Annotated in this window: 24 protein-coding genes; 8 read left to right on the top strand and 16 right to left on the bottom strand. The window is 62.8% G+C overall.

The genetic code is table 11. From position 1 onward, the window contains the following. Positions 1 to 40 precede the first annotated feature (40 nt). From VCK47_RS09025 to VCK47_RS09050, 6 genes are all read right to left on the bottom strand, one after another. Positions 41 to 466 carry a F0F1 ATP synthase subunit epsilon gene (locus tag VCK47_RS09025; RefSeq protein ID WP_322890762.1) on the bottom strand — a complete coding sequence of 142 codons (426 nt, stop codon included), beginning with the start codon at positions 464 to 466 and terminating at the stop codon, positions 41 to 43. A gap of 12 nt (positions 467 to 478) precedes the next feature. Beyond that, positions 479 to 1903, bottom strand: coding sequence for a F0F1 ATP synthase subunit beta (gene atpD, locus VCK47_RS09030; RefSeq protein WP_322890763.1), 1425 nt, complete (start codon positions 1901 to 1903; stop codon positions 479 to 481). A gap of 18 nt (positions 1904 to 1921) precedes the next feature. Next, complete coding sequence (locus VCK47_RS09035) at positions 1922 to 2794, bottom strand: F0F1 ATP synthase subunit gamma (protein WP_322890764.1); 873 nt, start codon at positions 2792 to 2794, stop codon at positions 1922 to 1924. 23 nt (positions 2795 to 2817) lie between these two features. Then, the gene (gene atpA / locus VCK47_RS09040) at positions 2818 to 4353 is read right to left on the bottom strand and encodes a F0F1 ATP synthase subunit alpha (RefSeq protein ID WP_322890765.1); all 1536 of its coding nucleotides are present in this window, start codon (positions 4351 to 4353) and stop codon (positions 2818 to 2820) included. Further along, entirely contained in the window at positions 4353 to 4913 is a 561-nt protein-coding gene (locus VCK47_RS09045) for a F0F1 ATP synthase subunit delta (protein ID WP_322890766.1), read from the bottom strand. The genes atpA and VCK47_RS09045 overlap by 1 nt, the downstream gene beginning before the upstream one ends. A gap of 306 nt (positions 4914 to 5219) precedes the next feature. Beyond that, complete coding sequence (locus VCK47_RS09050; RefSeq protein ID WP_322890767.1) at positions 5220 to 5975, bottom strand: DUF2793 domain-containing protein; 756 nt, start codon at positions 5973 to 5975, stop codon at positions 5220 to 5222. Positions 5976 to 6119: 144 nt separating this feature from the next. On the opposite strand from VCK47_RS09050, the gene gmd reads away from it, so the two are divergent. Genes gmd through galE form a run of 4 tightly spaced genes read left to right on the top strand, consistent with a single transcriptional unit; the run spans position 6120 to position 10678 of the window. Further along, positions 6120 to 7241, top strand: a complete 1122-nt coding sequence (gene gmd, locus VCK47_RS09055) for a GDP-mannose 4,6-dehydratase (RefSeq protein ID WP_322890768.1) — start codon at positions 6120 to 6122, stop codon at positions 7239 to 7241. Continuing rightward, a complete protein-coding gene (locus VCK47_RS09060; RefSeq protein ID WP_322890769.1) occupies positions 7242 to 8210 on the top strand; it encodes a GDP-L-fucose synthase in 969 nt (322 codons plus the stop codon). An 8-nt stretch (positions 8211 to 8218) separates the two neighbouring features. Further along, positions 8219 to 9637, top strand: a complete 1419-nt coding sequence (locus VCK47_RS09065; protein ID WP_322890770.1) for a mannose-1-phosphate guanylyltransferase/mannose-6-phosphate isomerase — start codon at positions 8219 to 8221, stop codon at positions 9635 to 9637. A gap of 21 nt (positions 9638 to 9658) precedes the next feature. Beyond that, on the top strand, positions 9659 to 10678 hold the full coding sequence (gene galE / locus VCK47_RS09070; protein WP_322890771.1) for a UDP-glucose 4-epimerase GalE: 1020 nt from the start codon (positions 9659 to 9661) through the stop codon (positions 10676 to 10678). 7 nt (positions 10679 to 10685) lie between these two features. Here the strand turns inward: galE and VCK47_RS09075 are convergent, their stop codons facing one another. The 6 genes from VCK47_RS09075 to VCK47_RS09100 all read right to left on the bottom strand — a co-directional run bounded on the left by VCK47_RS09075 (position 10686) and on the right by VCK47_RS09100 (position 18080). Further along, complete coding sequence (locus tag VCK47_RS09075; RefSeq protein ID WP_322890772.1) at positions 10686 to 11600, bottom strand: OmpA family protein; 915 nt, start codon at positions 11598 to 11600, stop codon at positions 10686 to 10688. Positions 11601 to 11725: 125 nt separating this feature from the next. Beyond that, on the bottom strand, positions 11726 to 13246 hold the full coding sequence (locus tag VCK47_RS09080; protein ID WP_322890773.1) for a tripartite tricarboxylate transporter permease: 1521 nt from the start codon (positions 13244 to 13246) through the stop codon (positions 11726 to 11728). Between the two features lie 4 nt (positions 13247 to 13250). Continuing rightward, on the bottom strand, positions 13251 to 13802 hold the full coding sequence (locus VCK47_RS09085; protein WP_322890774.1) for a tripartite tricarboxylate transporter TctB family protein: 552 nt from the start codon (positions 13800 to 13802) through the stop codon (positions 13251 to 13253). Continuing rightward, positions 13802 to 14755, bottom strand: a complete 954-nt coding sequence (locus tag VCK47_RS09090) for a tripartite tricarboxylate transporter substrate binding protein (protein WP_322890775.1) — start codon at positions 14753 to 14755, stop codon at positions 13802 to 13804. Before VCK47_RS09090 ends, VCK47_RS09085 begins: the two co-directional genes overlap by 1 nt. Before the next feature lie 177 nt (positions 14756 to 14932). Beyond that, the gene (locus tag VCK47_RS09095; protein ID WP_322890776.1) at positions 14933 to 17413 is read right to left on the bottom strand and encodes an extracellular solute-binding protein; all 2481 of its coding nucleotides are present in this window, start codon (positions 17411 to 17413) and stop codon (positions 14933 to 14935) included. After that, positions 17400 to 18080: a response regulator transcription factor gene (locus tag VCK47_RS09100; protein WP_322890777.1), complete on the bottom strand. Its 681-nt coding sequence runs from the start codon at positions 18078 to 18080 to the stop codon at positions 17400 to 17402. Before VCK47_RS09100 ends, VCK47_RS09095 begins: the two co-directional genes overlap by 14 nt. Positions 18081 to 18221: 141 nt before the next feature. Between VCK47_RS09100 and VCK47_RS09105 the strand changes: the two genes are divergently transcribed. From VCK47_RS09105 to VCK47_RS09120, 4 genes are all read left to right on the top strand, one after another. Next, on the top strand, positions 18222 to 19361 hold the full coding sequence (locus VCK47_RS09105) for a PQQ-dependent sugar dehydrogenase (protein ID WP_322890778.1): 1140 nt from the start codon (positions 18222 to 18224) through the stop codon (positions 19359 to 19361). Positions 19362 to 19537: 176 nt separating this feature from the next. Next, positions 19538 to 20383, top strand: a complete 846-nt coding sequence (locus VCK47_RS09110) for an ABC transporter substrate-binding protein (RefSeq protein WP_322890779.1) — start codon at positions 19538 to 19540, stop codon at positions 20381 to 20383. Next, positions 20380 to 21270: an amino acid ABC transporter permease gene (locus VCK47_RS09115; protein WP_322890780.1), complete on the top strand. Its 891-nt coding sequence runs from the start codon at positions 20380 to 20382 to the stop codon at positions 21268 to 21270. Before VCK47_RS09110 ends, VCK47_RS09115 begins: the two co-directional genes overlap by 4 nt. A 4-nt stretch (positions 21271 to 21274) precedes the next feature. Continuing rightward, a complete protein-coding gene (locus VCK47_RS09120; RefSeq protein ID WP_322890781.1) occupies positions 21275 to 22024 on the top strand; it encodes an amino acid ABC transporter ATP-binding protein in 750 nt (249 codons plus the stop codon). 7 nt (positions 22025 to 22031) lie between these two features. Here VCK47_RS09120 and VCK47_RS09125 read toward each other — a convergent pair whose 3' ends face one another. From VCK47_RS09125 to VCK47_RS09140, 4 genes are all read right to left on the bottom strand, one after another. Further along, complete coding sequence (locus VCK47_RS09125) at positions 22032 to 22922, bottom strand: OmpA family protein (protein WP_322890782.1); 891 nt, start codon at positions 22920 to 22922, stop codon at positions 22032 to 22034. Positions 22923 to 23042: 120 nt separating this feature from the next. Then, a complete protein-coding gene (locus VCK47_RS09130) occupies positions 23043 to 24536 on the bottom strand; it encodes a mannitol dehydrogenase family protein (protein WP_322890783.1) in 1494 nt (497 codons plus the stop codon). After that, the gene (locus VCK47_RS09135; protein ID WP_322890784.1) at positions 24524 to 25297 is read right to left on the bottom strand and encodes an L-iditol 2-dehydrogenase; all 774 of its coding nucleotides are present in this window, start codon (positions 25295 to 25297) and stop codon (positions 24524 to 24526) included. The genes VCK47_RS09130 and VCK47_RS09135 overlap by 13 nt, the downstream gene beginning before the upstream one ends. Next, positions 25294 to 26298: an ABC transporter ATP-binding protein gene (locus VCK47_RS09140; RefSeq protein WP_322890785.1), complete on the bottom strand. Its 1005-nt coding sequence runs from the start codon at positions 26296 to 26298 to the stop codon at positions 25294 to 25296. The genes VCK47_RS09135 and VCK47_RS09140 overlap by 4 nt, the downstream gene beginning before the upstream one ends. Between the last annotated feature and the right edge of the window lie 9 nt (positions 26299 to 26307).

The raw sequence follows: 26307 nt of genomic DNA on the forward strand, positions 1-26307 counted from the left end.
GCCCCGCAGTGCGGGGCCTTTGTTTTTGGGCTAACGTGGGTCAGGCCCGCGCGGTCAGACCGATTGCAGCGCCGATGGCCACGGTGTCGGACAGCGCCTTGGCAGCATCAACCGCCTTGCCGCCGTCGCCCGATGTATCGGCCTGCGCGGTTTTCAGTGCACTTTCCGCATCGGCGACCATCTGGTCGTAAATCGCCTGCGTGACTTCGCCCTTGGGCAGCGCCTGTTCGGCCAGAACCGACACGGATTCTGCGTTGATTTCGGCAAAACCGCCGGACACGACATATTCGTCCGCGCCGCCATCATGGACCACCACCAAGACGCCGGGGCGCAGGGTGGTGATCGTTGGCAGGTGGTTTGCCATCGCGGTCATGTCGCCTTCCGTTGCGGGAATGCGTACCTCGCTCGCCGCGACAGAGGCCAGACGGCGCTCTGGCGAGACGAGATCGAATTGGACATTTGCCATATCGGCAGCTCCTTATGCGGCGGCGGCGGCCATTTTCTGGGCTTTGGCTTTCACGTCTTCAATACCACCGACCATGTAGAACGCGCCTTCGGGGAAGTGATCGTATTCGCCCGCAACCACGGCCTTGAACGATGCGATCGTGTCTTCCAGCGGCACCTGAACGCCGGGCGAACCGGTGAACACCTGTGCCACGTCGAAAGGCTGCGACAGGAAGCGTTCGATCTTGCGTGCGCGGGCCACGGTCAGCTTGTCCTCTTCGGACAGTTCGTCCATCCCGAGGATGGCGATGATGTCCTGAAGCGACTTGTAACGCTGCAACATGTTCTGCACGTCGGCTGCCACGCGGTAATGCTCTTCACCCACGATGGCGGGGTCCAGCAGGCGGGATGTGGAATCGAGCGGGTCAACGGCGGGATAAATCCCTTTTTCCGAGATCGCACGGTTCAGAACGGTGGTCGCATCGAGGTGCGCGAACGAGGTCGCTGGCGCAGGGTCGGTCAAGTCATCGGCAGGCACATAGATCGCCTGCACGGATGTGATCGAACCGGATTTTGTCGATGTGATGCGTTCCTGCATCTGGCCCATGTCAGTCGCCAGTGTCGGCTGATAGCCCACGGCAGACGGGATACGGCCCAAGAGCGCGGACACTTCGGACCCGGCCTGTGTGAAGCGGAAGATGTTGTCGACAAAGAACAACACGTCAGAGCCGGACTGGTCACGGAAGGATTCCGCCATGGTCAGACCGGACAGGGCGACGCGCATACGCGCACCTGGTGGCTCGTTCATCTGGCCGTAGACCAGCGCCACTTTGGATTTGGTCAGGTCGTCGATGTTGATAACGCCGGATTCGATGAATTCGTAGTAAAGGTCGTTGCCTTCACGGGTCCGTTCACCCACGCCAGCGAACACGGAATAGCCCGAGTGCACCTTGGCGATGTTGTTGATGAGTTCCTGGATCAGAACGGTCTTGCCCACACCGGCACCGCCGAACAGGCCGATCTTACCGCCTTTGGCGTAAGGGGCCAGCAGGTCGATGACCTTGATCCCGGTGACCAGCACTTCGGAGGCTGTGGACTGTGCTTCGAACGGGGGCGCATCCGCGTGGATCGAGCGGCGCTCGGTCTCGCCGATGGGGCCTTTTTCGTCGATGGGGGCACCGACCACGTTCATGATGCGTCCAAGGGTGGCGTCGCCCACGGGCACGGTGATCGTGTTGTCCTGGTCGATCACTTCCTGACCGCGGACCAGACCTTCGGTGCTGTCCATCGCGATGGCACGGACGGTGTTCTCACCCAGGTGCTGCGCGACTTCCAACACCAGTTCCTTGCCGTTGTTGTCGGTGATCAGGGCGTTCAGAATCTCGGGCAGGTGATCGGTGAACTGCACGTCAACGACAGCGCCGATGACCTGCGTGATCTTGCCTTTTGCATTTGCCATAGTGGTTTTCTCCGGGGTCTAGAGCGCTTCCGCGCCCGAAATGATTTCAATCAGCTCGTTCGTGATGACGGCCTGACGTGAACGGTTGTACTGGATGGTCAGCTTGTCGATCATCTCGCCCGCGTTGCGGGTCGCGTTGTCCATGGCGGACATCCGCGCGCCTTGCTCGGACGCGGCATTTTCCAGCAGCGCGCTGAAAATCGCCGTGGCCACGCCGCGCGGCAACAGATCGGCAAGGATTTCCTCTTCACCGGGTTCGTATTCGTACAAGGTCACATCCGCATCGGCGTTCTGCTCGAACTTGGCGGGGATGATCTGCTGTGCGGTCGGGTGCTGCGTCACGACGTTTTCGAACCGCGCGAAAAAGATCGTCGCGACGTCGAATTCACCGCCGTCGAAACGGGCCAGCACATCGCGCGCGATGTCCTGCGCATTGATATAGCCCACACGCTTGACCGCCGACAGGTCGATATGGCCAACCGAATAGCTGCCGAATTCCCGCTTGAGCGCGTCACGGCCTTTTTTGCCGACCGTCAGGATCTTGACGGTCTTGCCTTGGCCGAGCAGCTTTTGTGCATGGATTTTCGCCAGCTTGGTGATGTTGCTGTTGAAACCACCGCAAAGACCGCGTTCGGCGGTCATCACGATCAGCAGATGCACCTGATCGCTGCCGGTCCCCGACAGCAGTTTTGGCGCGGTATCCGACCCGCCCACCGATGCCGCAAGCTGCGCCATCACGGCGGTGAACCGTTCAGTATAAGGACGCGACGCCTCGGCCGCATCCTGGGCGCGGCGCAGTTTTGCAGCCGCGACCATCTGCATGGCCTTGGTGATCTTGCGGGTCGACTTGACCGACGCGATCCGGTTCTTGAGATCCTTAAGATTAGGCACGTTTTCGTCTCCTTATCTTAGGATTACGCGAAGTCGGCGGCGTATGCGTCCAGAGCGGCCTTGATCTTGGCTTCGGCGTCACCTTTGATCTTCGGATCTTCCTTGGTGATCATGTCCAGCACGTCCTTGCCGGTGGTCCGCAGGTATTTCAGCAGACCAGCCTCGAAGCGACCGACTTCCTTGACGGGGATCTTGTCGAGGTAACCCTTGGTGCCGGCATAGATCACGCAGACGATTTCCGCATTGGTCAGCGGCGCGTACTGCGGCTGCTTCATCAGCTCGGTCAGGCGCGCACCACGGTTCAGCAACTGCTGGGTGGCGGCGTCCAGATCGGACCCGAACTGCGCGAATGCCGCCATTTCGCGGTACTGTGCCAGTTCCAGCTTGACCGGACCGGCGACGGATTTCATCGCATTGGTCTGGGCAGAGGAACCCACGCGCGACACCGACAGACCGGTGTTCACGGCAGGGCGGATGCCCTGATAGAACAGTTCGGTTTCAAGGAAGATCTGGCCGTCGGTGATCGAGATCACGTTCGTCGGAATGAACGCGGACACGTCGCCACCTTGGGTCTCAATAATCGGCAGCGCGGTCAGCGAACCGGCACCGTTGTCTTCATTCAGCTTTGCCGAACGCTCCAGCAGGCGCGAGTGGAGGTAGAACACGTCGCCAGGATAGGCTTCACGTCCTGGTGGGCGGCGCAGCAAGAGCGACATCTGGCGGTAGGACACGGCCTGCTTGGACAGATCGTCATAGATGATCAGCGCGTGGCGGCCGTTGTCACGGAAATGCTCGGCCATTGCGGTGGCGGCATAGGGTGCAAGGAACTGCATCGGCGCCGGGTCGGATGCGGTAGCTGCGACGACGATCGTGTATTCAATCGCACCGGATTCTTCGAGCTTTTTCACCAGCTGCGCCACGGTGGACCGTTTCTGGCCGATGGCGACATAGACGCAATAAAGCTTGTCATATTCGTTGGTGGCGGCGTCGTTGTACGATTTCTGGTTTAGGATCGTATCGAGTGCCACAGCGGTTTTACCGGTCTGGCGGTCACCGATGATCAATTCGCGCTGGCCACGGCCAATCGGGATCATCGCGTCGACCGATTTCAGGCCGGTTGCCATTGGTTCATGCACCGATTTGCGCGGGATGATGCCGGGGGCCTTGCTGTCCGCGATGGCGCGCTTGGTGGTTTTCACCGGACCTTTGCCATCCAGAGGGTTGCCCAGACCATCCACAACGCGGCCCAGAAGTTCGTCACCGACGGGCACGTCCACGATGGACTTGGTCCGCTTGACGACATCGCCTTCCTTGATCTCGCGGTCGGACCCGAAGATCACGACACCGACGTTGTCGGTTTCGAGGTTCAATGCCATCCCGCGGATACCGCCGGGGAATTCGACCATTTCACCGGCCTGCACATTGTCCAGCCCGTAGACGCGGGCAATCCCGTCGCCGACGCTCAGCACACGGCCGACTTCGGCCACTTCGGCTTCTTGACCGAAGTTCTTGATCTGGTCCTTCAGGATCGCAGAGATTTCCGACGCTTGGATCGCCATTATCCGACCTCTTTCATGGTGTTCTGGAGTGCATTGAGCTTGGAGGCGATCGACGTGTCGATCATCCGGGAGCCCACTTTTACGATAAGACCGCCGATGATGCTTTCATCGACGGTTTGCTTGATGGTGACGGTCTTGCCGACCTGGCCCGAAAGGGTTTTGGCAAGTTTCTCGGTCTGCGCCTTGGTCAGGGACTTTGCGGTCGTGACCTCGGCGGTGATTTCGCCGCGCTCTTCGGCCAGACGGTCCTGCAGGACAGCCAGCATATGCGGCAGCACGAACAACCGCCGTTTGGCCGCCAGCAAGGACAGCACGTTGCTGACCGTGGCCGACAGGCCCATCTTTTTCGCGATGGCCACAACAGCCGCGCCCTGTTCGTCGCGGTTGTATAGCGGCGATGTCAGCAATGTCCGGAAATCCGCACTGTCGCTGATGGCGGCTTGCAGCGCCGCGACATCCGTTTCCAATGCCTTGATGTCCTTGCCTTCCTTGGCGAGGTCAAACACGGCCGTCGCATAGCGCGCGGCGATGCCTGTGGAGATACCAGCAGTTTCGGACACGTCCACCCTTCCGATGTCTTGGGCCCGGCTTTACGACGCCCGAGAAAAGGGCAGCAAAGGGGCAGCTCATTAGGCCTTCGTTCACACGAAAGCGTCAAAATCCTGCGCGATGTAGCAGACGTCCTATGGTGTCGCAAGCGCCATGCCGTAAGAATCGGACCTGCAGGCCCCGATAAAGACCGCGTGACGCAGGCCAGCCGCGCTTTGCCCGGATTTCTGTCATTTTTCTGTTAAATTCGACGCAGAAACGCGAAACGCAGGACCATCGCTGATCCTGCGTCCTTGGGTGGTCGGGGGCTGCGCGGTCTAGAAAAGGTCGTGCCAGATCGTCCCGTCGAAACAGCGCAGCTTTGCAGTTGCAGAATCAAAATAGATGTCGCCCGCATCAGCGGCGGCGGGTGCGGCACCGGGCCTCAGCCCAAGGCCCTCTGCCAGTTCCACGCGCCCTGTCGCTGCGGCAATCGTCATCGCGGGCCGCCATGTCGTGCCGTCGGGCGATACCTTGATGCTGAAATCGTCACTGCCCGCCAGCCCGATTTCGGCCCGCCCGCCATAGCCTGTCTGGAAAAGAACCGCCCCCGTATCGGTCGCCGCCGCCTTGTTGATCTTGATCTGATGGCCCGCACCTTCATTGTCGAACAGGGCCGCCGTCGCCCGCAGGCTCAGCCTGTTGACCGCATCGGCGGTGCTGTTGATGCCGACGCCCGGCAGGTTTTGCAGATCGTCCTGCGGCACCCAGACGCCCCCGGCCAGCACATGCAAAGACTGCACATCCACAACCCAGGCCACCCAGCCGTCGGCAGGTGCGACAAACAGCCACCCCCCGCCCCGCCATGTCGCAATCATGCCATCCTGCGCCGCCCAGCCCCCTGTGGACCCCGCGGGCACCGCCCATGCCTGCCCTTCGACCGGCGCAGCAGGTGGTGCGGTGTCTGTCACTGATTCCAGCGTCAGCTGTACGATCAGGTCCAGCAGTTCTATCGCCTCGTTATGAGTGACATGCTTTTGCGCCTGTGCGGGCAGGATGAACGGCAAGGACAGGCGGGGCGATTGGTCGGACATCAGGCGGCACCTTTCATGATCGGGGATGCTGCAGTCTGCCCCCAAATGCCTAACCCGCCCCTAGGCCACCGTTTGAGCGTTAATCAATCCTTAAGCCTGCTGCGCGAGAACTTGGTTAACAAAGCTTTGCGATTGGACCGGACCATGACGAAACGCGCGCTGATTACCGGCGTCACCGGACAGGACGGGTCCTATCTGGCGGAATTCCTGCTGGAAAAGGGATATGAGGTGCACGGGATCAAGCGCCGTGCGTCCAGTTTCAACACCTCCCGCGTGGATCACATCTATCAGGATCCCCAGACCGACAACGCCCGTTTTGTGCTGCATTACGGCGATCTGACCGACGCCTCCAACCTGACGCGGATTATCGCACAGGTGCAGCCGGACGAGATTTACAACCTTGGCGCGCAAAGCCATGTCGCGGTCAGTTTCGAAGCCCCCGAATATACCGCCGATGTGGATGCGATGGGCACCCTGCGTCTGCTGGAAGCGATCCGTTTTCTGGGGCTCGAAGGCAAGACGCGGTTCTATCAGGCTTCGACCTCGGAACTTTACGGGCAGGTCGCGCAGTCGCCCCAGACGGAAACGACGCCATTTCACCCGCGCAGCCCCTATGGTGTGGCGAAACTCTATGCCTATTGGATTTGCGTCAACTACCGCGAAGCCTATGGTCTGCATGCCTCCAACGGCATCCTGTTCAACCACGAAAGCCCAAGGCGCGGCGAAACATTTGTCACCCGCAAGATCACGCGCGGGCTGACCAATGTCGCACTCGGGCTGGAAAGCTGCCTTTACATGGGCAATATCGACGCGCTGCGCGACTGGGGCCATGCCAAGGATTACGTCCGCATGCAGTGGATGATGCTGCAACAGGACAAGCCCGAAGATTACGTCATCGCCACCGGCGTGCAACATTCGGTACGCGACTTCATCCGCTGGTCGGCGGCCGAACTGGGCCTTGATCTGGATTTCACCGGCAAGGGGCGGGCGGAAACCGCCGTCGTGACCGCCGTGCGCAGCGATCTGGCGCCCAAGGTGCGTGTCGGTGACACGGTGATGCGGATCGACCCGCGTTATTACCGCCCCGCAGAGGTGGAGACCCTGCTGGGTGATCCGTCCAAAGCGCGCAAACAGCTGGGCTGGACCCCTCAAATCACCGCGCGGCAGATGTGTGCCGAAATGGTCGCCGAGGATTACCGCGCTGCACGCAGGCAGGCGGTGCTGCGCGACTACGGGCTTGACCTGCCGATGGCGCTGCAGGGCTAGATGCGAATCTTCGTTGGAGGGCACAATGGCATGGTCGGCAGCGCGATCCTGCGGCATCTGGCAGCCTCAGGCAGGCATGATCTGATTACGGCGGACAGGCACAGTCTCGACCTAACCGATCAGCGCATGGTGCGCGATTTTATGCAGGACCAGCGCCCCGATGCCGTGATCCTCGCTGCGGCCCGCGTGGGCGGGATCATGGCGAATGCGACTTATCCTGCGGATTTCATCCACGACAACCTGATGATCGCCGCCAACGTGATCCACGCCGCCCATGCCGCAGGCGTGCGGCATCTCTTGCAACTGGGATCATCCTGCATCTATCCGCGCGATGCGACGCAGCCGATCACCGAGGATGCCTTGATGACCGGCCCGCTGGAGCCCACGAACGCGCCCTATGCCGTGGCCAAGATCGCCGCGATCAAGCTGTGCGAAAGCTATAACCGGCAGTATGGCACGGATTACCGGTCGATCATGCCGACGAACCTGTATGGACCGGGCGACAATTTCCACCCCGACCATGCCCATGTCCTGCCCGCCCTGCTGGCGCGGTTTCATGCAGCAGCCCAAAGCGGAGCTGCAAGCGTGACCATCTGGGGCAGCGGCACGCCAAGGCGTGAATTCCTGCATGTCGATGATCTGGCGGCGGCGGCGGTCTTTGTCATGGGGCTGGACGCCGCGGCCTATCGCACGGAAACTCTCCCAACGCGCAGCCACCTTAACATCGGCTGGGGGGAGGATATCAGCATCCGCGAACTGGCGCAGATGATCGCGGATCTGACGGGTTTTGCCGGCCAGATCGTCTGCGACATGACCAAGCCCGACGGCACGCCCCGCAAGCTGCTGGAGACATCGCGGATGCAGCGTCTGGGCTGGACACCCAAGATCAGCTTGCAAGACGGCTTGCGCACAACTTACGATTGGTTCTTGTCACACCAACGGGCAGGCAAGGCTCTGCGGTCCATGTAAGGCAGGTCATGTCAAAGATTACTCCGGTCATTTTGTGTGGCGGCGCGGGCACGCGGCTTTGGCCACTGTCGCGCAAAAGCTATCCCAAGCAGTTTTCACCGCTGACGGGCGCGGACAGCCTGTTCCAGTCCAGCCTGACCCGGCTGAGCGGCGATGATTTTGCCGCACCTGTTGTCGTGACAGCAGACCAGTTCCGGTTCATCGCGGTGCAACAGATGCATGCCGTGGGCATCACGCCGCAGGCCGTGCTGATCGAACCAGCGGGGCGCGATACAGGCCCAGCCGTTCTGGCCGCCGCATTGCATCTGGCGCAAAGCGATCCTGATGCGCTGATGCTGGTCGCCCCGTCCGACCATGTGATCCCCGATGCTGCCCTGTTCGCACAGACCGTGGCAGCGGCGGTGCCGGCGGCGCAAAGCGGGCAGATCGTGGCTTTCGGGATCACACCCGAACGTCCGGAAACAGGCTATGGTTATCTGGAGCTTGCAGGCCCTTTGCAGGACGGCGAGCGGGTCGCACCACTGGTCAGTTTTGTCGAGAAACCGGATGCCGCCCGCGCCGCGGAAATGCTGGCCGAAGGGCGCTATCTGTGGAACGCGGGACTGTTTCTGTTCACCGTCAAGGACATTCTGGCCGCCTATGCGCTGCATGCGCCCGACATGGTCGAAGCGGTGCAGACGGCGGTGGATGACGCGCGCCACGATCTGGGGTTCCTGCGGCTTGCGCCCGATGCGTGGGACCGCGCGCCCGCGATCTCGATCGATTACGCGGTGATGGAACATGCCGACAACCTGAGCGTCGCCCCGTTTGGCGGGCGCTGGTCCGACCTTGGCGACTGGGCGGCGGTCTGGCGCGAAACCGAAACCGACGGGCTGGCGCTGTCCGGCCCCGCCCATGCGATTGAATGCACGGGAACGCTGCTGCGGTCGGAAAACGACGGGCAGGTCATCGTCGGCGTAGGCCTGCAGGACATCATCGCCGTCGCCATGCCCGACGCCGTGCTGATCAGCCACAAAAGCCGCACGCAGGACGTCAAGCAGGCCGTGGCGCTGTTGAAATCGCAAGGAGCCTGCCAAGCCGAAAGCTTTCCCAAAGATCACCGCCCCTGGGGCTGGTTCGAAAGCCTTGCCATGGGCGAGCGTTTTCAGGTCAAGCGGATCGTCGTGCATGCAGGCGGCGTGCTGTCGCTGCAATCGCATCACCACCGCGCCGAACACTGGATCGTCGTGCAGGGCACCGCGCGTGTCACCTGCGACGGCACGGTCAAGCTGCTGACCGAGAATGAATCAGTCTATATCCCGTTGGGATCTACGCACCGGCTGGAAAACCCCGGCAAACTGCCGATGGTCCTGATCGAGGTGCAAACCGGTAGCTATCTGGGCGAGGACGACATCATCCGCTATGAAGATGTCTATGCCCGCGACTAGCGGCCTGACGAAAGACCAAGGATGCGCGTACTTGTCACCGGCGGGGCCGGATATATCGGCAGCCACACACTGATCGAACTGATGGCGCAGGGCCACGCGGTCTGCGTGCTGGACAATTACGCCAATGCGACGCCCGAGGTGCTGACCCGCGTGCGCAGCCTGTCGAACGGCACGATGAGCGATGTGCGCGGCGATGTGCGTGATGCAGCAACGCTGGACCGCGTGATGCAGGATTTCGCGCCCGAGGCCGTCGTGCATTTCGCGGGGCTGAAGGCCGTGGGCGAAAGCCAGCAGAAGCCGCTGGCCTATTACGATGTCAACGTGGGCGGCACGCTTGCGCTGCTGCATGCGATGGACCGCGCAGGGTGTCGCCGGATCATCTTTTCCTCCTCCGCGACCGTCTACGGCGAACCCGATTACCTGCCCTATGACGAGGCGCATCCGACCCGCCCGACCTCGGTTTACGGACGCACGAAACTGATGGCCGAACAGGTGCTGACCGACTGGGCGGCCGCTGATCCAGCCCGCAGCGCCGTGCTGTTGCGTTATTTTAACCCTGTGGGCGCGCATAGCTCTGCCCGGATCGGCGAAGACCCCAAGGACATTCCCAACAACCTGATGCCCTATATCGCACAGGTGGCCGTGGGCCTGCGCCCCGCGCTGACGGTGTTCGGCGATGATTACGACACGCCCGACGGCACCGGCCTGCGCGATTACATCCATGTCGTCGATCTGGCCCGCGCGCATGTTGCCGCGATCGACTATGCCGCCCGCACCCCCGGCGCGCGGCCTTTCAACATCGGCACCGGGCAAAGTTACAGCGTGATCGACATGGTCCGCGCCTTTGAACGCGCCTGCGGCCAGCCGATCCCGACCGTCCAAGCACCCCGCCGTGCAGGCGACATTGCCGCGATGCAGGCCAATCCCGCGCGCGCGCAGGCGGAGCTGGGCTGGCAGGCCACGCATGGTCTGGATGCGATGACCGCCAGCACATGGGCCTGGCAATCGGACAATCCCAAAGGCTATGACGCTGGGTCCTGACCGATGGTCAGTTGCCGATAATCTCGACCCTGCGGTTCAGGCTGCGGCCCTCGGCAGTGTCATTGTCGGCGATGGGTTCTGCCTCGCCGCGCCCTTCGGCAGATATCTCCACGCCCGATAGCGCGGGCAGAGTGGCAAGAAAGTCCCGGACCGAAAGCGCACGCCCTTGGGACAGGTCTAGATTATAGGCGTCGCTGCCTGTGGAATCGGTATGCCCGACAACGCGAAAGCGGGTCAGGCCCGCCGCAGAAATGTCCTGCGCAAGATCGGTCAGCGCCTCCTGCGCCTCGGGGCGCAGTTCAGTGCTATCGACCTCGAACAGCACCGCACCATCCAGAACAAAGCGCAAGGTCGATCCGATAGCCGCTACCGCGTCGATATCGGCACCTGCAAATCTGGTGCCGCAGTCGACCCCGTCGTCGGTCAGACGCACAAAGCGGAAACTGGCTCCGTCCGGCACCAATCCGGCCAGATCGACCTCTGCGCGACCGCCGCCGATGTCACCAATCTCGATCCAGGTCGTGCCATCTTCGGACACGGCAAGGGACATACCCTCGACGTTTGGCCCCACTTCGAACACGTAAAGGTCGGGGCCCGCGACATCGACAAGCGCGTTGTCGGTGAACTGGACCACGATCGACCCGTCGCACCCAAGAGAAACGAAACTGCCATCATCGACATCGCCCGAAAACGAAGGCGGTCCCAGCAAGGCCAGAGGATCGCGCGCGCTGTCGACGATTGTGCCGGAACCGGGGGTATAGGCGACGACAGCATCCGCAAAGGATTTGTCGCCCTGCGGCAAAGTCACGACGCCGCGTACGCCGTCAGAATAATCCTGCGGCACGTCCTGTTGCGCATAAGCGGGATTGCCGCAGGCCATAGTGCCGATAACGGCCAGCGACGAAATGATGAAACGCGCCATGGGCTATCCTTCACTTGACGGGCACAAATGCCGGTTACCCGTGAACACTAGACCACTGATTTCGGATGGCGCAATGCCTGCCAGCGCGACGCTGCATTTCAAAAGCATCGTCGCGCTGGTGCCTGTCATGCGGCCGGGCTGGCCTTGCGGCTGGACCGGCGCAACAGCGACCAAAGACGCGGACCGAAGACCGACAGCAGGGCGATGGCATAGATCGCCAGCGCAATCCGCGATTCGATCAGGAACATCCAGTCGCCCTGATTGATCATCAGACCGCGCCGCAACTGTTCCTCGGCCAATGGCCCAAGGATCGCACCCACCAGCGCGGGGGCCAAAGGATAGCCAAAGCGACGCATCACGAAGCCGATCAGACCGAAGCCCAGCAACAGGATCAATGCAAAAGGCGAGCCTTGCGCGCCGACGATCCCCAGAGTGGCGAAACACAGGATGCCTGCATAAAGCCACGGACGCGGGATCATCAGCAGTTTCACCCAGATGCCGATGAACGGCACGTTCAGCACCAAGAGCATCAGGTTGGCGATGAACAGACTTGCCACCAGACCCCAGACCAGTTCGGCGTTGTTGGTGAACAGCAGCGGGCCGGGTTGCAGGCCGTATTGCTGGAACCCCGCCAGCATCATCGCCGCCGTCGCCGACGTGGGCAGGCCCAGCGTCAGAAGCGGGATCAGCGTGCCTGCGGCCGAGGCGTTGTTGGCAGCCTCCGGTCCGGCGACACCTTCGATGGCACCCAGACCTTCGTCGAATTCGCGGCGGGCCTCGCCGGTCGCCAGACGCTTTTCGGTCGTATAGGACAGGAAGGTCGGGATTTCAGCGCCCCCTGTGGGCAATGGTCCGAACAGGAACCCAAGGCCGGTGCCACGGATATAAGGCCGGATGCAGCGCTTGAAATCGGCCCAGTTCAGCCAGACAGACCCGGACACGGCTTGTGCCTTGGCCTTGTGGTTCACGTATTGGGACGCCAGATACATCGTCTCGCCGATGGCAAAAAGACCGACAGCCACAATGGCGATCGAGATATTGTCGCTCATCTCGGGGATGCCGAAGGCAAGGCGCACCTGACCCGTCAGTTTGTCGGTGCCCACGATGCCGATGGTCAGACCGATGAACAGCGCCGTCAGCCCGCGCGACATCGACCCGCCGAAAGCCGCCGAAACGGTCATGAAGGACAAGACCATCAGCGCGAAATATTCTGCCGTGCCGAACGACAGCGCGACCATCACCATGAAGGGCGCGACAACCGCCAGACCCAGCGTCGCGAACATCCCGCCAAAGAACGACCCGAAGGCCGCAGCGCCCAAGGCCTTGCCGCCCCGGCCACGTTTGGCCATGCGGTTACCTTCGAGCGCGGTCATAATCGACGCGGTTTCCCCCGGGGTATTGAGCAGGATCGACGATATAGCCCCCCCGTACATGCCCCCGTAATAGATGCCCGCGAACATGATCATCGACCCCGTCGCGCCAAAGGACAGGCTGACCGGCAGCAACAAGGCGACGGTCAGCGCAGGCCCGATGCCGGGCATAACGCCCACGGCGGTCCCCAGCATCACGCCCAGCAACGCGAACATCAGGTTCGACGGTTGCGTCGCGGTCGCAAGACCCTCGAACAGCAGAATGAAGGTATCCATGAGCTTACCTCAGCAAAAGATCGATGGTCCGCTCGACCGGACCGGCCGGCAGCGACAGCCCCAACCCGTAGCGGAACAGCAGATAAAGCAGCGTCGACAGCACAGCACCGATGGCAAGGTTCAAGAGCAGCGTCGCCTGACCAAAGGCGCGCGCGGCAAAGGCGAACAAAACCGCGGACCCCGCGATGAACCCCGTGCCGCCGTAAAGCATGAAAATCTCGATGACGATGCCACCGACCAGCCATGACAGCGCGCCGATGTTCAGCGGGTCGCGCGCCTCGAAGGCACCGCGCCACGCCATGATGGCGGTAATCACGGCCATGATCGAAATGCCGCTGGCGATCAGATAGGGCACAATTTCCGGCCCGAATTTGGCATAGGACCGCCGGATCGGATAGCCCGACGCATCATTGACGATGACCATGGCCAGCCCGAACAGCGCCACCGCAATCACCAATCCGGCCAGATCGCGTTTGCCCGTGCCGTGCCCGGCGTCGTCGTCGAAAGGCAGCCGAAGGTCCTCTTCGGCTGCTTCGTTTTTCGGATCGACCGACATTACTCGGTGATTCCAAGATCGGCGAGGATCGCGGTCGTCGCGGCGATCTGTTCTTCCAGATAGGCCGCGAATTCGTCACCGGCGAGATAGGTGTTCACCCAGCCCTTGGTTTCCAGTTCCGCGTTCCATGTGTCAGAGGCCGCCATCGTGCCGATCACGTCCAGCAGTGCCGCACGCTCTTCGTCGCTGATGCCGGGGGCGGCGGCGATCATGCGCCAGTTCTGCACATCGACGTCAAAGCCCTGTTCGACAAAGGTCGGCGCGTCCAGATAGGCCTGACGCTCCGGCGCGGTGATGCCGATGACTTTCAGCGCACCGGCCTCGATCTGGCTGGAGAATTCGCTGAAGCCCGACACACCAACACTGACCTGACCGCCAAGGATTGCGGCCAGCGCTTCACCACCGCCCGCATAGGGGATGTAGTTGATCGCCTCTGGCGCCACACCTGCGGCTTGTGCAAATTTGCCTGCCGCGATGTGATCGACGCCACCGGCGGACCCGCCCGCCCATGTCACGCCACCGATGTCGGCACGCAGCGCATTGGCAAGGTCTTCGGCACTGTTGATCGGGCTGTCAGCCGCGGCAACAACAACGACATATTCACCGGTCAGACGCGCCAGCGGGGTGATGTCGCTCAGCGTTACGGCGCTTTCGTTGGCGATGATCGCGCCAACCATTACGTAACCGCCGACGATGGTTGCGCCCGCATCACCGGTCGAGCGGTTGACGAATTGCTGCAGCCCGATAGTGCCACCGGCGCCAGCCACGTTTTCAACCTGAATGTTCGGCACAAGCCCTTCGCTTTGCAGCGTGGACTGGATCGTGCGTGCGGTCTGGTCCCAGCCGCCGCCCGGGCCTGCCGGTGCCATGATGCGCAATTCCGATACTTGTGCCACGGCGGCAGACGCCATGACCGATGCGGCCACAAAGGCTGCGATTCCAAAATTCTTCATGTTTTCCTCCCAAAGGTGCAGTTGACCGCGCAAGCGCGGAGCAGAGAGAGGAGATGTCTGGAACAGGTGCGCAACCATCGCCCAAAGGCGTGCCGTTGCCGTTTCCCCCCAGTCCCGGCACCTCCCCATGCCCGACTGCCGCCAAGCCTAGCAGCGGTTCCTGTCACCGTCCTGTCATCAGGGGCGGGCTGGTGCGACGATTTCCTGCCACGTGGTCAGAAACCGGCTGCGCCGCTGCGGGTCCAGCGCCACAAGCAGCACCGGCGCCAGCGCAATGGGCTGGATCACGCCCGTTCCCATCATCGAGATGCGTTCCGGCGTCCATGTGCCCGTGCTGTCCGGCATGATCGCGCCCAGCGCAGATGGCCCCGCACCCACGCGCTGACCGGCAGGCGACAGCGCGAAATCCACAAAAGCGCGCGCCAGATCGGGGTTTTGGGCTGTGCGGGGGATCACGATGCTGCGCGTCAGCACCAGCACATAATCGTCCGGCACGATGATCCCGATGGGCGCGCCCGCCGCCTGCCGCGCAAAGGCATAGGACCCCAGCACATTATACCCAAGGATCAGCTCTCCGCTGGCGACACTGTCCAGAATGGCGGGGCTTGAATCGCTCAGCCTTGCCCGCACCCGCCCGAAGGCCGCCGCAAGCCGCCAGAACTGCGATGAAATCTGCTGATCCTGCGACGCCAACAGATAGCCAAGCCCGCTGCGCGCGATGTCATAGGTTGCCACACGTCCCGCAAAGCGGGCGGGCTCTTGTTCCAGCAAGACCGCTAGATCCAGATGGTTGCGCGGCTGTGTGCCGGGCGGCATCAGGCGCGGATTGTAGATGATGACGGCGGGCTCATAGGTGAACCCGATCACTTCGGCCCGCCATTGCGCCCAAGCGGGTAACGCCGCCAGCCACGGCGATTGATAGGCCAGCGCATGCCCGTCATTCGCCAGTTTAAGCTGCAGGTCGGACGCCGACGAGATCAGCACATCGGGCGCCGGATCAAGCGTACCGGCCAGAAACCCGTCATAAAGCGCAAGGCTGTCGGTCTCTTGATAGGTGACGGCAACGCCGGGATTTGCGGCCTGAAACGCGGCGATATAGGGCATGAAAAGGGCGGTATCGGTGGTCCCTGCAATCGCAAGGCGCCGTGTCTCGGGCGCGTCGGGGGCAAAGAAGATCGCTTCGGCGGATAGGGGGCCGGGCGCGCCCAGCGCGGACAACGCGCAGGCCAGCACCACCGCACCCGCCACGGCCGCGCGCTTTGCGCGGGGCGGACCGGCGGGTACCATATCCGCGACCGGCAAGGCGACAGCCACCTCGAGCCCGCCGCCAGCGCGGTCGCCCAATGTCAGCGTCCCGCCATGGCCTGCCACCACACGTTGCGCAATCGCAAGACCAAGCCCGGACCCGACCGTGCCGCCTGCACCTGTGCCACGCACGAAGCGTTGCAGCACGCGGTCCTTGTCGGCATCGGTAATCCCCGGCCCCCGATCACGGACGACCAGCCGGACCGTATCTTCGCCCTGCATGGCAACCGCCACCTCGATACCGCCGGATGAATAGGCCAGTGCGTTGTCGATCAGGTTGCGCAGCATTTCGCGCAAACCGACACGGTCGCCCGTCACCACGACGGTATCGGTGCCCGCGCAGATATCGGTGCCCACACGCGGACGCAGATCAGGGTCGAGCCTGCCCACCACCTCGTCCACAAGGGCCACAATCGAAATCGGGCGCAATTCTTCGGTTTCCATCCGGTGCGAGATCGTGGCGTCCATCAAAAGCTGGGTGACCAGATGGCTCGCCTGGACCGCAGAGGTGTGTATCCGTGCCACGCGCGTGCGCAATTCTGCGGCGTCGGGTTCATCCAGCGCCATTTCCGATTGCGCCCGCAATGACGCCAGCGGGTTGCGCACCTGATGAGCCGCCTCGGCGACCAGATCCCCCATGCGGGCGGTGGATTGTTCCAGCCGCCCCATGAAATTGTTCAAGCCCCCGACAAGCCGCTGCACCTCGACCGGCACCGGCACGTCAAGCGAGGACAGATCGTCGGGCCGCCGCTGCCGCAAGGCGCGGTCGATCACCGCGAGCGGCGCAAAGGCCCGCCCGATCACAATCCAGACCAGCGCCAGCGCCAGCAGCGTCAGCACAGCGACCGGCACCAGCGCGGCCCCGACGATCTCGCCTGCCAAGGCGGCCCGTGCGCCACGCGTTTCAGCGACTCTGATCGTGACCCAGCCGGTGCCTTCCGCGGTCGAGATCAGCCGCCCCAACCGGACCATGCGCACGGGTTCCCCGTTGTGGCGGATATCCGAAAACTCCGGATCGACCGATGTGGCCAAAGGCGTATCGGGCGCAAGATCGGGGTAGCCTGTCACATGTTCGCCTTGCGGACCAAGCACGGTATAGAAAACCCGCTCTTCGCCCGACACCATCGCAAAGGCGGCAAAGGGCATTTCGACCACCACCGCCCCGTCCTCGACCAGAACAGCACCAGCGATCGACAGGGCGGCGGCGGATAAAAGACGGTCAAGCGCCTGATCGGCGGCGCGATTGGCGTAATCCGAGATGAACGTCACCAGCAACGCGGCCGCCCCCAGCAGCATTGATGCCGCAAGGATCAGGATGCGACGGCGCAGGGATGGCGGGCTAGGTCTGCGCATCCGGCACCACCCGCGCCATATAGCCGACACCGCGCATCGTCACGACTTCGACCGTGCTGCCCGCGATCTTGCGGCGCAGGCGCGACACCAGCAGTTCCAGCGCGTTCTCCGATCCACCATCGTCCAGATGCGACAGCCGCGACATCAGCCTTTCGCGTGTGACGACGCGGCCCGCCTGTGTCATCAGCGCCTCGAGCAAGCCGAATTCGCGACGCCCGAGGTCAACCACCTGACCGGCCAGCGTGACGATCCGGCCGGCAGCGTCCAGTTTCAGATCGCCCATTTGCAGAACCGATGTGAACTGACCGGCAGGTCGGCGCACCAATGCGCGCAAACGCGCCTCCATCTCGCGCATGTCAAAGGGTTTGACCAGATAATCATCCGCCCCCAGATCAAGCAGACTGACCTTGTCGTCGATTTCGGCGCGCGCAGTGATGACGAGCACCGGCAGGTCGCGCTGGCCCCGCCTGATCTGGCGCAGGATCGCGATCCCGTCTGCGGCGGGCAGCGTCAGGTCCAGAATGACGGCATCGACAGGGTCGTCTTCCAGCAGGGCTGCGACATCGTGGCCCGTCCGGTTCCATGTCACGACATGGCCCGCCATCCTCAGGCGCCGTTCGACGGCTTCGCCGACATCGTGGTTATCTTCGACCAAAAGAACCTTCATCCCCACTTTTGAGACGAATGAAGGGGCCAAGTAAAGTCCCAAGGGGCCCGTCGATCACGCCGTCGCTGGCATCTTCGTGATGGAACACGCCCTGCAAGACGACGTTGGCACCCAGAATGAAGTGAAACGAAAGGTATTATGATGAAAACCACAGTAACGCTGACCGCCGCCATTGCGCTGATGACAGGCGCACCTGTGCTTGCGCAATCCTATGACGTCGAAACGCTGGCCGAGGGGCTGGATCGGCCTTGGGCGATGACCTTTCTGCCCGATGGCGGCGATATTCTGATGACCGGACGGGGTGGCACATTCCTGATTTATGATGCAGCCAGCGGCGAGGTGCGTGAACTCGACGGCGCACCCGATGTCAACACCGACGGTCAGGGCGGCCTGCTCGATGTGGCGCTAGCCCCCGATTTCGCCGACAGCAACTTGATTTACATGACATGGGCTGGGGCCGTCGACGGCGGCACGACGACCCATCTGGGGCGCGGCACGCTGGACGCAGAGGCAGGGACGGTCACCGATATAGAAACCCTGTTTCAGGTCAGCCCCGGCATCGACAGCGATGCGCATTACGGATCGCGCATCGTGATCCATGACGATCACATCTACATGGGCACGGGCGACCGTAACTCTAAGGCCTTCGGCCCCGACCATATCGCGCAAGACCTGTCGAGCGAGAATGGCAGCGTCATCCGCCTGACGCTGGATGGCGAAGTGCCGGATGACAACCCCTTCGATGATACCGAAGGGGCGGCTCCCGCGATCTGGTCTTACGGACACCGCAACATCCAAGCGATGACCGTGCATCCCGATACTGGCGAGATCTGGCTGGCCGAACATGGCGAGGCCGGTGGCGATGAGGTCAACATCGTGCAGCGCGGGGAAAACTTCGGCTGGCCGCTGGCTGCGTACGGCGTCGATTACCGCACAGGAGAGCAGTTCGCCGACACCCATCAGGAAGGCGACGGCTTCATCGCGCCGGTCTATCACTGGGGTCCGGGGCGCGATGACCACTTTCCGCCGTCCGGCATGACGTTCTACGACGGTGACGCCTTCCCCGACTGGCAAGGACATCTGCTGGTGGGTAATCTGTTCCACCAGTATCTTGGCGTCTTTCCTGTCGACGGCGAAGACGTGTCAGACCCCGAACGCGTGCTGGACGGCGAAGGCTACCGCATCCGCGACGTCGCGGTCGGACCGGATGACGGGTTCATTTATGTGCTGACCGATGGCGAGGATACGCCCCTTCTGCGGTTGGTGCCATCCGAGGGCTGACCCGTCACGGCCTGCAGACTGCAAAGTTTTCAGGCAAAAGATGATCCGCAATGCACTGCACGGCAGGGGAAAGCCCTTGCCGTGCAGCATCGTGCTTGACCATCCCACGCAAGCAGGCGAATTTGCCGGAACCGCACGCCATTCGGGGGATGTCGGCACAGATGAAAGGATCATTCATGACGGATTACATGATCGACGCGGCGCGACGTGGGGCGCTGGCGTTGTTCGCAGGCGCGCTTGTCGCGACCTTGCCGCTGATGTCCCACGCGCAGGAAAACACACCGATGGACCCGCGCCTGACGACGCCCGGTTTCCTGACAGTCGGAACCGGTGATCCGGTCTATCCGCCGTGGATGCTCAACAACGACCCCGCCGGTGGCGAAGGGTTCGAAAACGGGCTGGTCTATGCGCTGGCCGCCGAACTGGGCTTTGCGCCCGAACAGGTCGTCTGGGTCAGCCAGACCTTTGACCAAGCGATTGCGCCCGGTGCGAAACCCTATGATTTCGGCATCCAGCAGATTTCGGTGACCGAAGCACGGTCCGAGATCGTCAGCTTCAGCCAGGTCTATTTCCAGCCCGACAAGGCGGTCATCGCCCTACCCGGCAGCGCCGCTGAAACCGCCACCAGCTTTGAGGACCTGCGCGGTCTGCGCTGGGGGGCCGTGATCGGGACGACCGACAACGATTACCTCGTCAACATCCTCGGCGTGACCGATGCCGCGATCTATAACGAACAGGTCGATGTGTTCCAGGCGCTGCAGGCAGGCCAGATCGACGCGACGCTGGCCGCTTTGCCGACTGCGCTGTTCATGACCGCCGTGCAGGTGCCAGAGGCAAGCATCGTAGCACTTGTCCCCGCCGACGAGAATGACAATGGGCACGGCCTTTTGTTCGAGTTCGGCAACCCGCTGGTGCCTTGGGTCGACGAAGCGCTGAGCGCCATCATCGCACGCGGTGTCGTGGACGAACTGATCGCGACCTATCTGGTCGCTGATCCGGACCTGCCGATCATCGCAGAATGACGGATAGCTCTGTCGCCGCGCAACCAAGCGCGGTCAACGATCCGGCGCGGCGGGGACCACCCCCGCCGCCGCCCCGCCGTGGTTTCAACTGGAAAGAAGCGATGATCCCTGCCGCCATCGGCGGGATCAGCGTTGTTGTGGTTTTTGGCCTGATGGCTTGGGTCGTCACCTCGGCCGAACAATGGCCAAGGATCAAGCTGCAATTCTTCAACATCGACGCCATGATCGCGGCCTTTCCGCGCGTGCTGCAAGGGTTCTGGGTGAACATGCAGGTCTGGCTGACGGTGCTGGCCTGTGTGCTGGTCTGGGCGCTGGTGCTGGCGGTCGTGCGCAGCTTGCGCGCGCCGTGGTTCGCGCCGTTCCGGCTGATGGTGGTGATCTATATCGACATTTTCCGCGGTGTGCCCGTGCTGCTGCTGGTGCTGCTGTTCGGCTTCGGCATCCCCGCGCTGAACCTGCCGGGCCTGCCCAATTCCGGCCTGTTCTGGGGCGCTGTCGCGATGGTGCTGAGCTATGCGGCTTATGTCGCGGAAATCTACCGCTCGGGCATCGACGCCGTGCATGAAGGCCAGCGCGCCGCCGCCAAGTCACTGGGCCTCAGCGAATGGCAGACGCTGCGCTATGCGATCCTGCCGCAAGCTTTGCGCAACGTGGTGCCCGCGCTGATGAACATCGTCGTCGCCTTACAAAAGGACGTGGCGCTTTTGTCCGTCATCGGCGTACGCGATGCGGTCCGCGAGGCGCAGATCTACACCGCGTCGACCTTCAACTATTCGTCACTGATCGTGGCGGCGGGGCTGTTCCTGCTGGCGACCATCCCCATGGCGCGGCTGGCGGATTACCTGACACGGCGCGACCGCGAACGCCGCCTGCAAATCGCCGGATGAGACGATGACCACCCCCATGATCGACATCGACACCGTCACCAAATATTTCGGTGACAAGCTGGTGCTGGACCGCGTCAGCCTGTGCGTCGCCCCGCACGAGGTCGTCTGCCTGATCGGTGCCTCGGGGTCGGGCAAATCCACCCTGCTGCGCTGCGTGAACCGGCTGGTCGAATATGACTACGGCACGATCCGGCTGGACGGTATGCCTGTCGATGATCCGGCCTTTGGCAAGACCGGCCTGCAAAAACGCGCGGGCATCGTGTTTCAGTCCTACAACTTGTTTCCGCATATGAATGTGCTCGACAACATCACGCTGGCCCCGCGCCGCGTGCATGGCCATTCCCGCGCCGAGGCAGAAGAGCGCGGGCGCGAGGTGCTGGCGCGCTTCGGCATGGCGGGCTTTGCCGCATCCTATCCCGAACAGCTGTCAGGCGGGCAGCAACAGCGCGTGGCCATCGCCCGTGCGCTGATGACCCGTCCCGATGTGCTGCTGCTGGATGAAATCACTGCCGCCCTTGACCCTGAACTGGTGGGCGAGGTGCTGGCGATCATCCGTGGCCTGAAAGACGAAGGCATGACCATGATGATCGTCACGCATGAAATGGGGTTCGCGCGCGAATGTGCCGACAGGGTGGCGTTTCTGGATGGCGGCGTGATCCTTGAACAGGACACGCCCGACCGCCTGTTCAACGCCCCGCAAGAGCCGCGCACAAAGGCGTTCCTGCAACGGATCATCGCGTCAGGCAGGCTTTGACCGCGCCCTAGCGCAGGACGATTTCAACACGGCGGTTCAGCGCGCGGCCCGCGTCGGTCGCGTTGCTGGCAACGGGCGCAAGCGGGCCGACCCCTGCGGGCACGGCGCGGCCTTGCGCGATCCCGTGGCTGGTTTCCAGCGCGCGCACCACGGCACTGGCCCGCGCCAGCGACAGCGCCTGATTGGCGTCAAGACTGCCCACGCTGTCGGTATGCCCGACGACATAAAGCCCCGCATCCGGCCTGTCGGTCAGCAGCCGCGCAATCTCGGTGATGGCGTCGTCCGAGGTGGGCAAAAGATCGGCCTTGCCGAAATCGAAATAGATGTTCTCGATCGCGATGCGCCCTTGGGTATCCAGCGACGCAGCCATCGCCGCCGCATCCAGCACGCGCACTTGTCCGGTGTCCATGTCGTCGGCTTGCAGGATCTGGACGTAATGGTTGCTGGGCTCGACCCCCACCGACACAAAGACCGTGCCACCGTCAAACGGCATCTGTCCGGTGAAATAGGACACGCGCCCGCCCGCCCCAAGGTTCATCCCGTTGCGCCGCACCCAGCCCCCGTCTGCGGTATGGCCGCAATCAGCGCGGGATTCGCATTGCCAGCCAAGGGTAAAGCCACGCTCTTCCAGCGCCTGCTGGTAATTGGTCAAGATCTCGAGGATCGACCGATCCGCCGGATTGCGAAACCGCATCAAAAGAATGCGGCCTTCAAAGGTTTCCGACAGAACCTTGCGATCCATGAATCCGGTGATCCGGTCCGTACGGCCGAATTCCTCGAACACGCGGTCGGGGACACGTTCTTCCGATCCCACATAGGGTTCGATGACAAGCGTCAGATCGCCTTGCGCGGCGGCGGGCAGTGGCACCGCCAGCGCGCAGAGAACGGATAAGGTCAAGCGCAGCATCATGAACCAGCCCTGCCTTTGCGAGATCACGTCACAGGCGCAATCCTGCGGGCAAGCGGTGTTTCGATCAAGTCTTTCTGTCAGACCTGACGCATCACCTGTGCGATCCGGTCACGTCTGATGTGCGACCTCATCGGCATAGGCCGCAATGGTTGCTGCGAGGCCGTCTCTTTTTAACCGCGCATAAGCCTCTTCAAACGCTGCCACAAAGCGCTGGGCGTCTTTCAGATCGCCATAGATCCTGCGCTGTTCCAGCCATGCCAGCGAGCGGGCTTGCGCGGCTTCTGCTGCGGCCTGCAAGGCGGGCCATGCGGGATCGTTCGGTGCGATGACCGCGCCATCCTCCGTCCGGCCAAGGCAATAGCGCGCCCAGATCGCCGAGACGAGCGCCAGCCCCGCAACCGGTGTGCCGCGCGCCAGACCGTCGCGGATCGACGGCACGATGAAACCGGCATGGCGGCTGGACCCGTCAAAGGCGACGCGGCGTGTGGTATCGGCGATTTCGGGGTTGGCGAAACGGCGCGCGATCAGGTCGATATAGGCGGCGGGCGTCTGACCGGGAACAGGGGCGACATGCGGCGCGATCTCTTGCTCCGCGATGCGGTGGAACAGCGCGCGGATGCCGGGATGCGCCATCGTCGCGGCAATGGTGCCAAGGCCCAGCAGTTCACCCGCCCCGCAGATCACCTGATGACCGCCATTCAGGATGCGGATCTTCATCGTCTCATGCGCATGGACATCCGCGGCAAAGGTCGCGCCCGCGCGGTCCCAGTCGGGGCGGCCCGCGCAGAAATCATCCTCGATCACCCATTGGCGAAAGTTTTCATGCGTGACGGGCGCGGTGTCGTTGATGCCAAAGGACTGCGCCAGCGCCACCTCATGCGGGCCGGTGGCGGGTACGATGCAATCGACCATGGAATTGGGGAAACTGCATCTGGCGTCGATCCAGTCGGCCAAGGCGGGGTCGGACAGGCGCGCGAGCCCGACGACCGTCTGGCGCAGGATCGCGCCATTGCCTTGCAGGTTGTCGCAGCACAGGCCGGTGAACGGGCCAATCCCCTGCGCGCGCCGCTGCGCGAGGGCCGCGACCATTGCGCCGAATGCCGTGCGCGGGGTTTGCGGGTGGGTGGCGTCATGCCGGATGTCGGGGTGGGTGGTGTCCAGCCCGCCGGTCGCCGCGTCGATGTAATAGCCGCCTTCGGTCACGGTCAGCGACACGATGCGGATATCGGGCTGCGCCATCCGTGCGATCAGGGCGGCGTTGTCGGCCTGCACAGGCAGGAAATCGACCATCGCCCCCGTCACCTCGGCCGATTTGCCGGAAGGGTCGAGTTCGATCAGCGTCGTCAGGCAGCCCTGCGTCAAGAGCCTGTCGCGCATCGCGGCGTCTCCGGCGCGCACACCCGCGCCAATGATCGCCCAATCCCGCGCAAGGCCCATTTGCATCAGCCGGTGCGTATACCATGCCTGATGCGCACGGTGGAAATTCCCCAGCCCGATATGCACGATCCCCGGCGACAGGTCGGCGCGCGCATAGGTCGGGACCTGAACGCCAGAGGGCAAGGCGCCCAAGGTCGCCAGTGACAGCTTTGTCAGCTCATCCATTGGCCACCGTCCACGTTGTAGGTCTGGGCGACGACGTAATCGGACTCGGATGAGGCAAGGAAAACCGCCATGCCGGTCAGGTCCTGCGCGGTGCCCATGCGTCCAAACGGGACAGCGGCACCGACTTCGCGTTTCTTCTGGCCCGGTGCCTTGTTTTCGTATTTGGCGAAAAACGCATCCACCCCGTCCCAATGTTCGCCATCGACAACACCGGGGGCGATGGCGTTGACGTTGATGCCATGCGCGATCAGGTTCAGCCCTGCCGATTGGGTCAGGCTGATGACAGCGGCCTTGGTCGCGCAATAGACAGCGACCAGCGCCTCGCCCCGTCGCCCTGCTTGGGACGCCATGTTGATGATCTTGCCGCCTTGCCCGCGCGCGATCATGTGGCGCGCGACGGCCTGCATGGTGAACAGGGTGCCCGCCACGTTGATATCAAAGCAGCGTGTAAAATCGTCTCTTTGAATCTCTGCAATAGGCGCTGCAGTAAATATTGCGGCATTGTTAATCAGGATGTCGATCTGCCCGAAATGCGCGACGGTCGCGGAAACCGCGCCGTCGATGCTGGCCTGATCGGTTATGTCCATCTGCACGGCAAAGGCGGCGTCGCCCAGGCGGGCGGCCTCTGCATCTGCACGATCAAAGTCGATATCGGCCAGCGCCACTTGCGCGCCTTCGGCGATATAGCGTTCCGCAAAGGCCAGCCCGATGCCGCGGGCGGCGCCCGTGATCAGCGCGGTTTTTCCTGTCAGTCGTGTCATGCGATGCGCAACCCTGTTTCTTCAAAGCGGTGGATGACATCGGCGCGCGGTGTCAGGTGAATGCGGTCGCCGTGGCGGAAACCGACCTCGCCATCGGCGCGCACGGTGATCACATCGGCCAATCCGGTCTGGTGGACGTGAAAGAATGTATCCGACCCCAGATGTTCGGACACGCCGACCACACCGGACCATTCCCCCGCATCTGCCGACACGGCGATATGTTCGGGGCGGATGCCGATGGTGTGGGCATTGTGCTTGGCAGCCTCGGCGCCTGCGATGAAATTCATCCGCGGCGATCCGATGAAACCCGCCACGAACAGGTTGCGCGGCGCACGGTAGAGGTCCAGCGGCGCCCCCACCTGTTCGATATGGCCAGCGCGCAGCACCACGATCTTGTCGGCCATGGTCATCGCCTCGACCTGATCATGGGTGACATAGACCATCGTGGTTTTCAGCCGTGTATGCAGTTCGCTGATCTCGAGCCGCATGCCGACGCGCAGGGCGGCATCAAGGTTGGACAGGGGTTCGTCGAACAAGAACGCGGACGGTTCGCGCACGATGGCGCGGCCGATTGCGACGCGCTGGCGCTGCCCGCCCGATAATTGCCCCGGACGGCGGTCCAGATAATCGGTCAGGTTCAGCACCGATGCGGCCTGTGCTACGCGCCGGTCCTGTTCGGCCTTGTCCATGCCCGCCATGCGCAACGGAAAGGCGATGTTCTTGCGCACGGTCATATGCGGATAAAGCGCGTAGGATTGGAACACCATCGCCAGCCCGCGCTTGGACGGCGGCGCGGCTGTCGCCTCGACCCCGTCAATCTCGATCCGGCCGGAGGTCACATCCTCCAGCCCTGCGATCAGGCGCAGCAGCGTGGATTTCCCGCATCCCGAAGGGCCGACGAACACGGTGAACTCACCATCCTCGATGGTCAGGTTCAGGGGCGGGATGACGGTGACTTCGCCAAAGGCTTTGGTCACGTCTTTCAGAACGATGCGTCCCATGGGTAGGCT

The organism is Yoonia sp. 72, assembly GCF_034652275.1.
Taxonomy (GTDB): Bacteria; Pseudomonadota; Alphaproteobacteria; order Rhodobacterales; family Rhodobacteraceae; genus Yoonia.

What these genes read in the sequence shown, in the direction of transcription:
- VCK47_RS09090 (WP_322890775.1), bottom strand. Translation starts at nt 14,755, where the DNA reads ATGAAGAATTTTGGAATCGCAGCCTTTGTGGCCGCATCGGTCATGGCG.
- VCK47_RS09050 (WP_322890767.1), bottom strand. Translation starts at nt 5,975, where the DNA reads ATGTCCGACCAATCGCCCCGCCTGTCCTTGCCGTTCATCCTGCCCGCA.
- VCK47_RS09060 (WP_322890769.1), top strand. Translation starts at nt 7,242, where the DNA reads ATGCGAATCTTCGTTGGAGGGCACAATGGCATGGTCGGCAGCGCGATC.
- gmd (WP_322890768.1), top strand. Translation starts at nt 6,120, where the DNA reads ATGACGAAACGCGCGCTGATTACCGGCGTCACCGGACAGGACGGGTCC.
- VCK47_RS09025 (WP_322890762.1), bottom strand. Translation starts at nt 466, where the DNA reads ATGGCAAATGTCCAATTCGATCTCGTCTCGCCAGAGCGCCGTCTGGCC.
- VCK47_RS09085 (WP_322890774.1), bottom strand. Translation starts at nt 13,802, where the DNA reads ATGTCGGTCGATCCGAAAAACGAAGCAGCCGAAGAGGACCTTCGGCTG.
- VCK47_RS09105 (WP_322890778.1), top strand. Translation starts at nt 18,222, where the DNA reads ATGAAAACCACAGTAACGCTGACCGCCGCCATTGCGCTGATGACAGGC.
- atpA (WP_322890765.1), bottom strand. Translation starts at nt 4,353, where the DNA reads ATGGCGATCCAAGCGTCGGAAATCTCTGCGATCCTGAAGGACCAGATC.
- galE (WP_322890771.1), top strand. Translation starts at nt 9,659, where the DNA reads ATGCGCGTACTTGTCACCGGCGGGGCCGGATATATCGGCAGCCACACA.
- VCK47_RS09100 (WP_322890777.1), bottom strand. Translation starts at nt 18,080, where the DNA reads ATGAAGGTTCTTTTGGTCGAAGATAACCACGATGTCGGCGAAGCCGTC.
- atpD (WP_322890763.1), bottom strand. Translation starts at nt 1,903, where the DNA reads ATGGCAAATGCAAAAGGCAAGATCACGCAGGTCATCGGCGCTGTCGTT.
- VCK47_RS09065 (WP_322890770.1), top strand. Translation starts at nt 8,219, where the DNA reads ATGTCAAAGATTACTCCGGTCATTTTGTGTGGCGGCGCGGGCACGCGG.
- VCK47_RS09130 (WP_322890783.1), bottom strand. Translation starts at nt 24,536, where the DNA reads ATGGATGAGCTGACAAAGCTGTCACTGGCGACCTTGGGCGCCTTGCCC.
- VCK47_RS09095 (WP_322890776.1), bottom strand. Translation starts at nt 17,413, where the DNA reads ATGCGCAGACCTAGCCCGCCATCCCTGCGCCGTCGCATCCTGATCCTT.
- VCK47_RS09110 (WP_322890779.1), top strand. Translation starts at nt 19,538, where the DNA reads ATGACGGATTACATGATCGACGCGGCGCGACGTGGGGCGCTGGCGTTG.
- VCK47_RS09135 (WP_322890784.1), bottom strand. Translation starts at nt 25,297, where the DNA reads ATGACACGACTGACAGGAAAAACCGCGCTGATCACGGGCGCCGCCCGC.
- VCK47_RS09075 (WP_322890772.1), bottom strand. Translation starts at nt 11,600, where the DNA reads ATGGCGCGTTTCATCATTTCGTCGCTGGCCGTTATCGGCACTATGGCC.
- VCK47_RS09115 (WP_322890780.1), top strand. Translation starts at nt 20,380, where the DNA reads ATGACGGATAGCTCTGTCGCCGCGCAACCAAGCGCGGTCAACGATCCG.
- VCK47_RS09080 (WP_322890773.1), bottom strand. Translation starts at nt 13,246, where the DNA reads ATGGATACCTTCATTCTGCTGTTCGAGGGTCTTGCGACCGCGACGCAA.
- VCK47_RS09140 (WP_322890785.1), bottom strand. Translation starts at nt 26,298, where the DNA reads ATGGGACGCATCGTTCTGAAAGACGTGACCAAAGCCTTTGGCGAAGTC.
- VCK47_RS09120 (WP_322890781.1), top strand. Translation starts at nt 21,275, where the DNA reads ATGACCACCCCCATGATCGACATCGACACCGTCACCAAATATTTCGGT.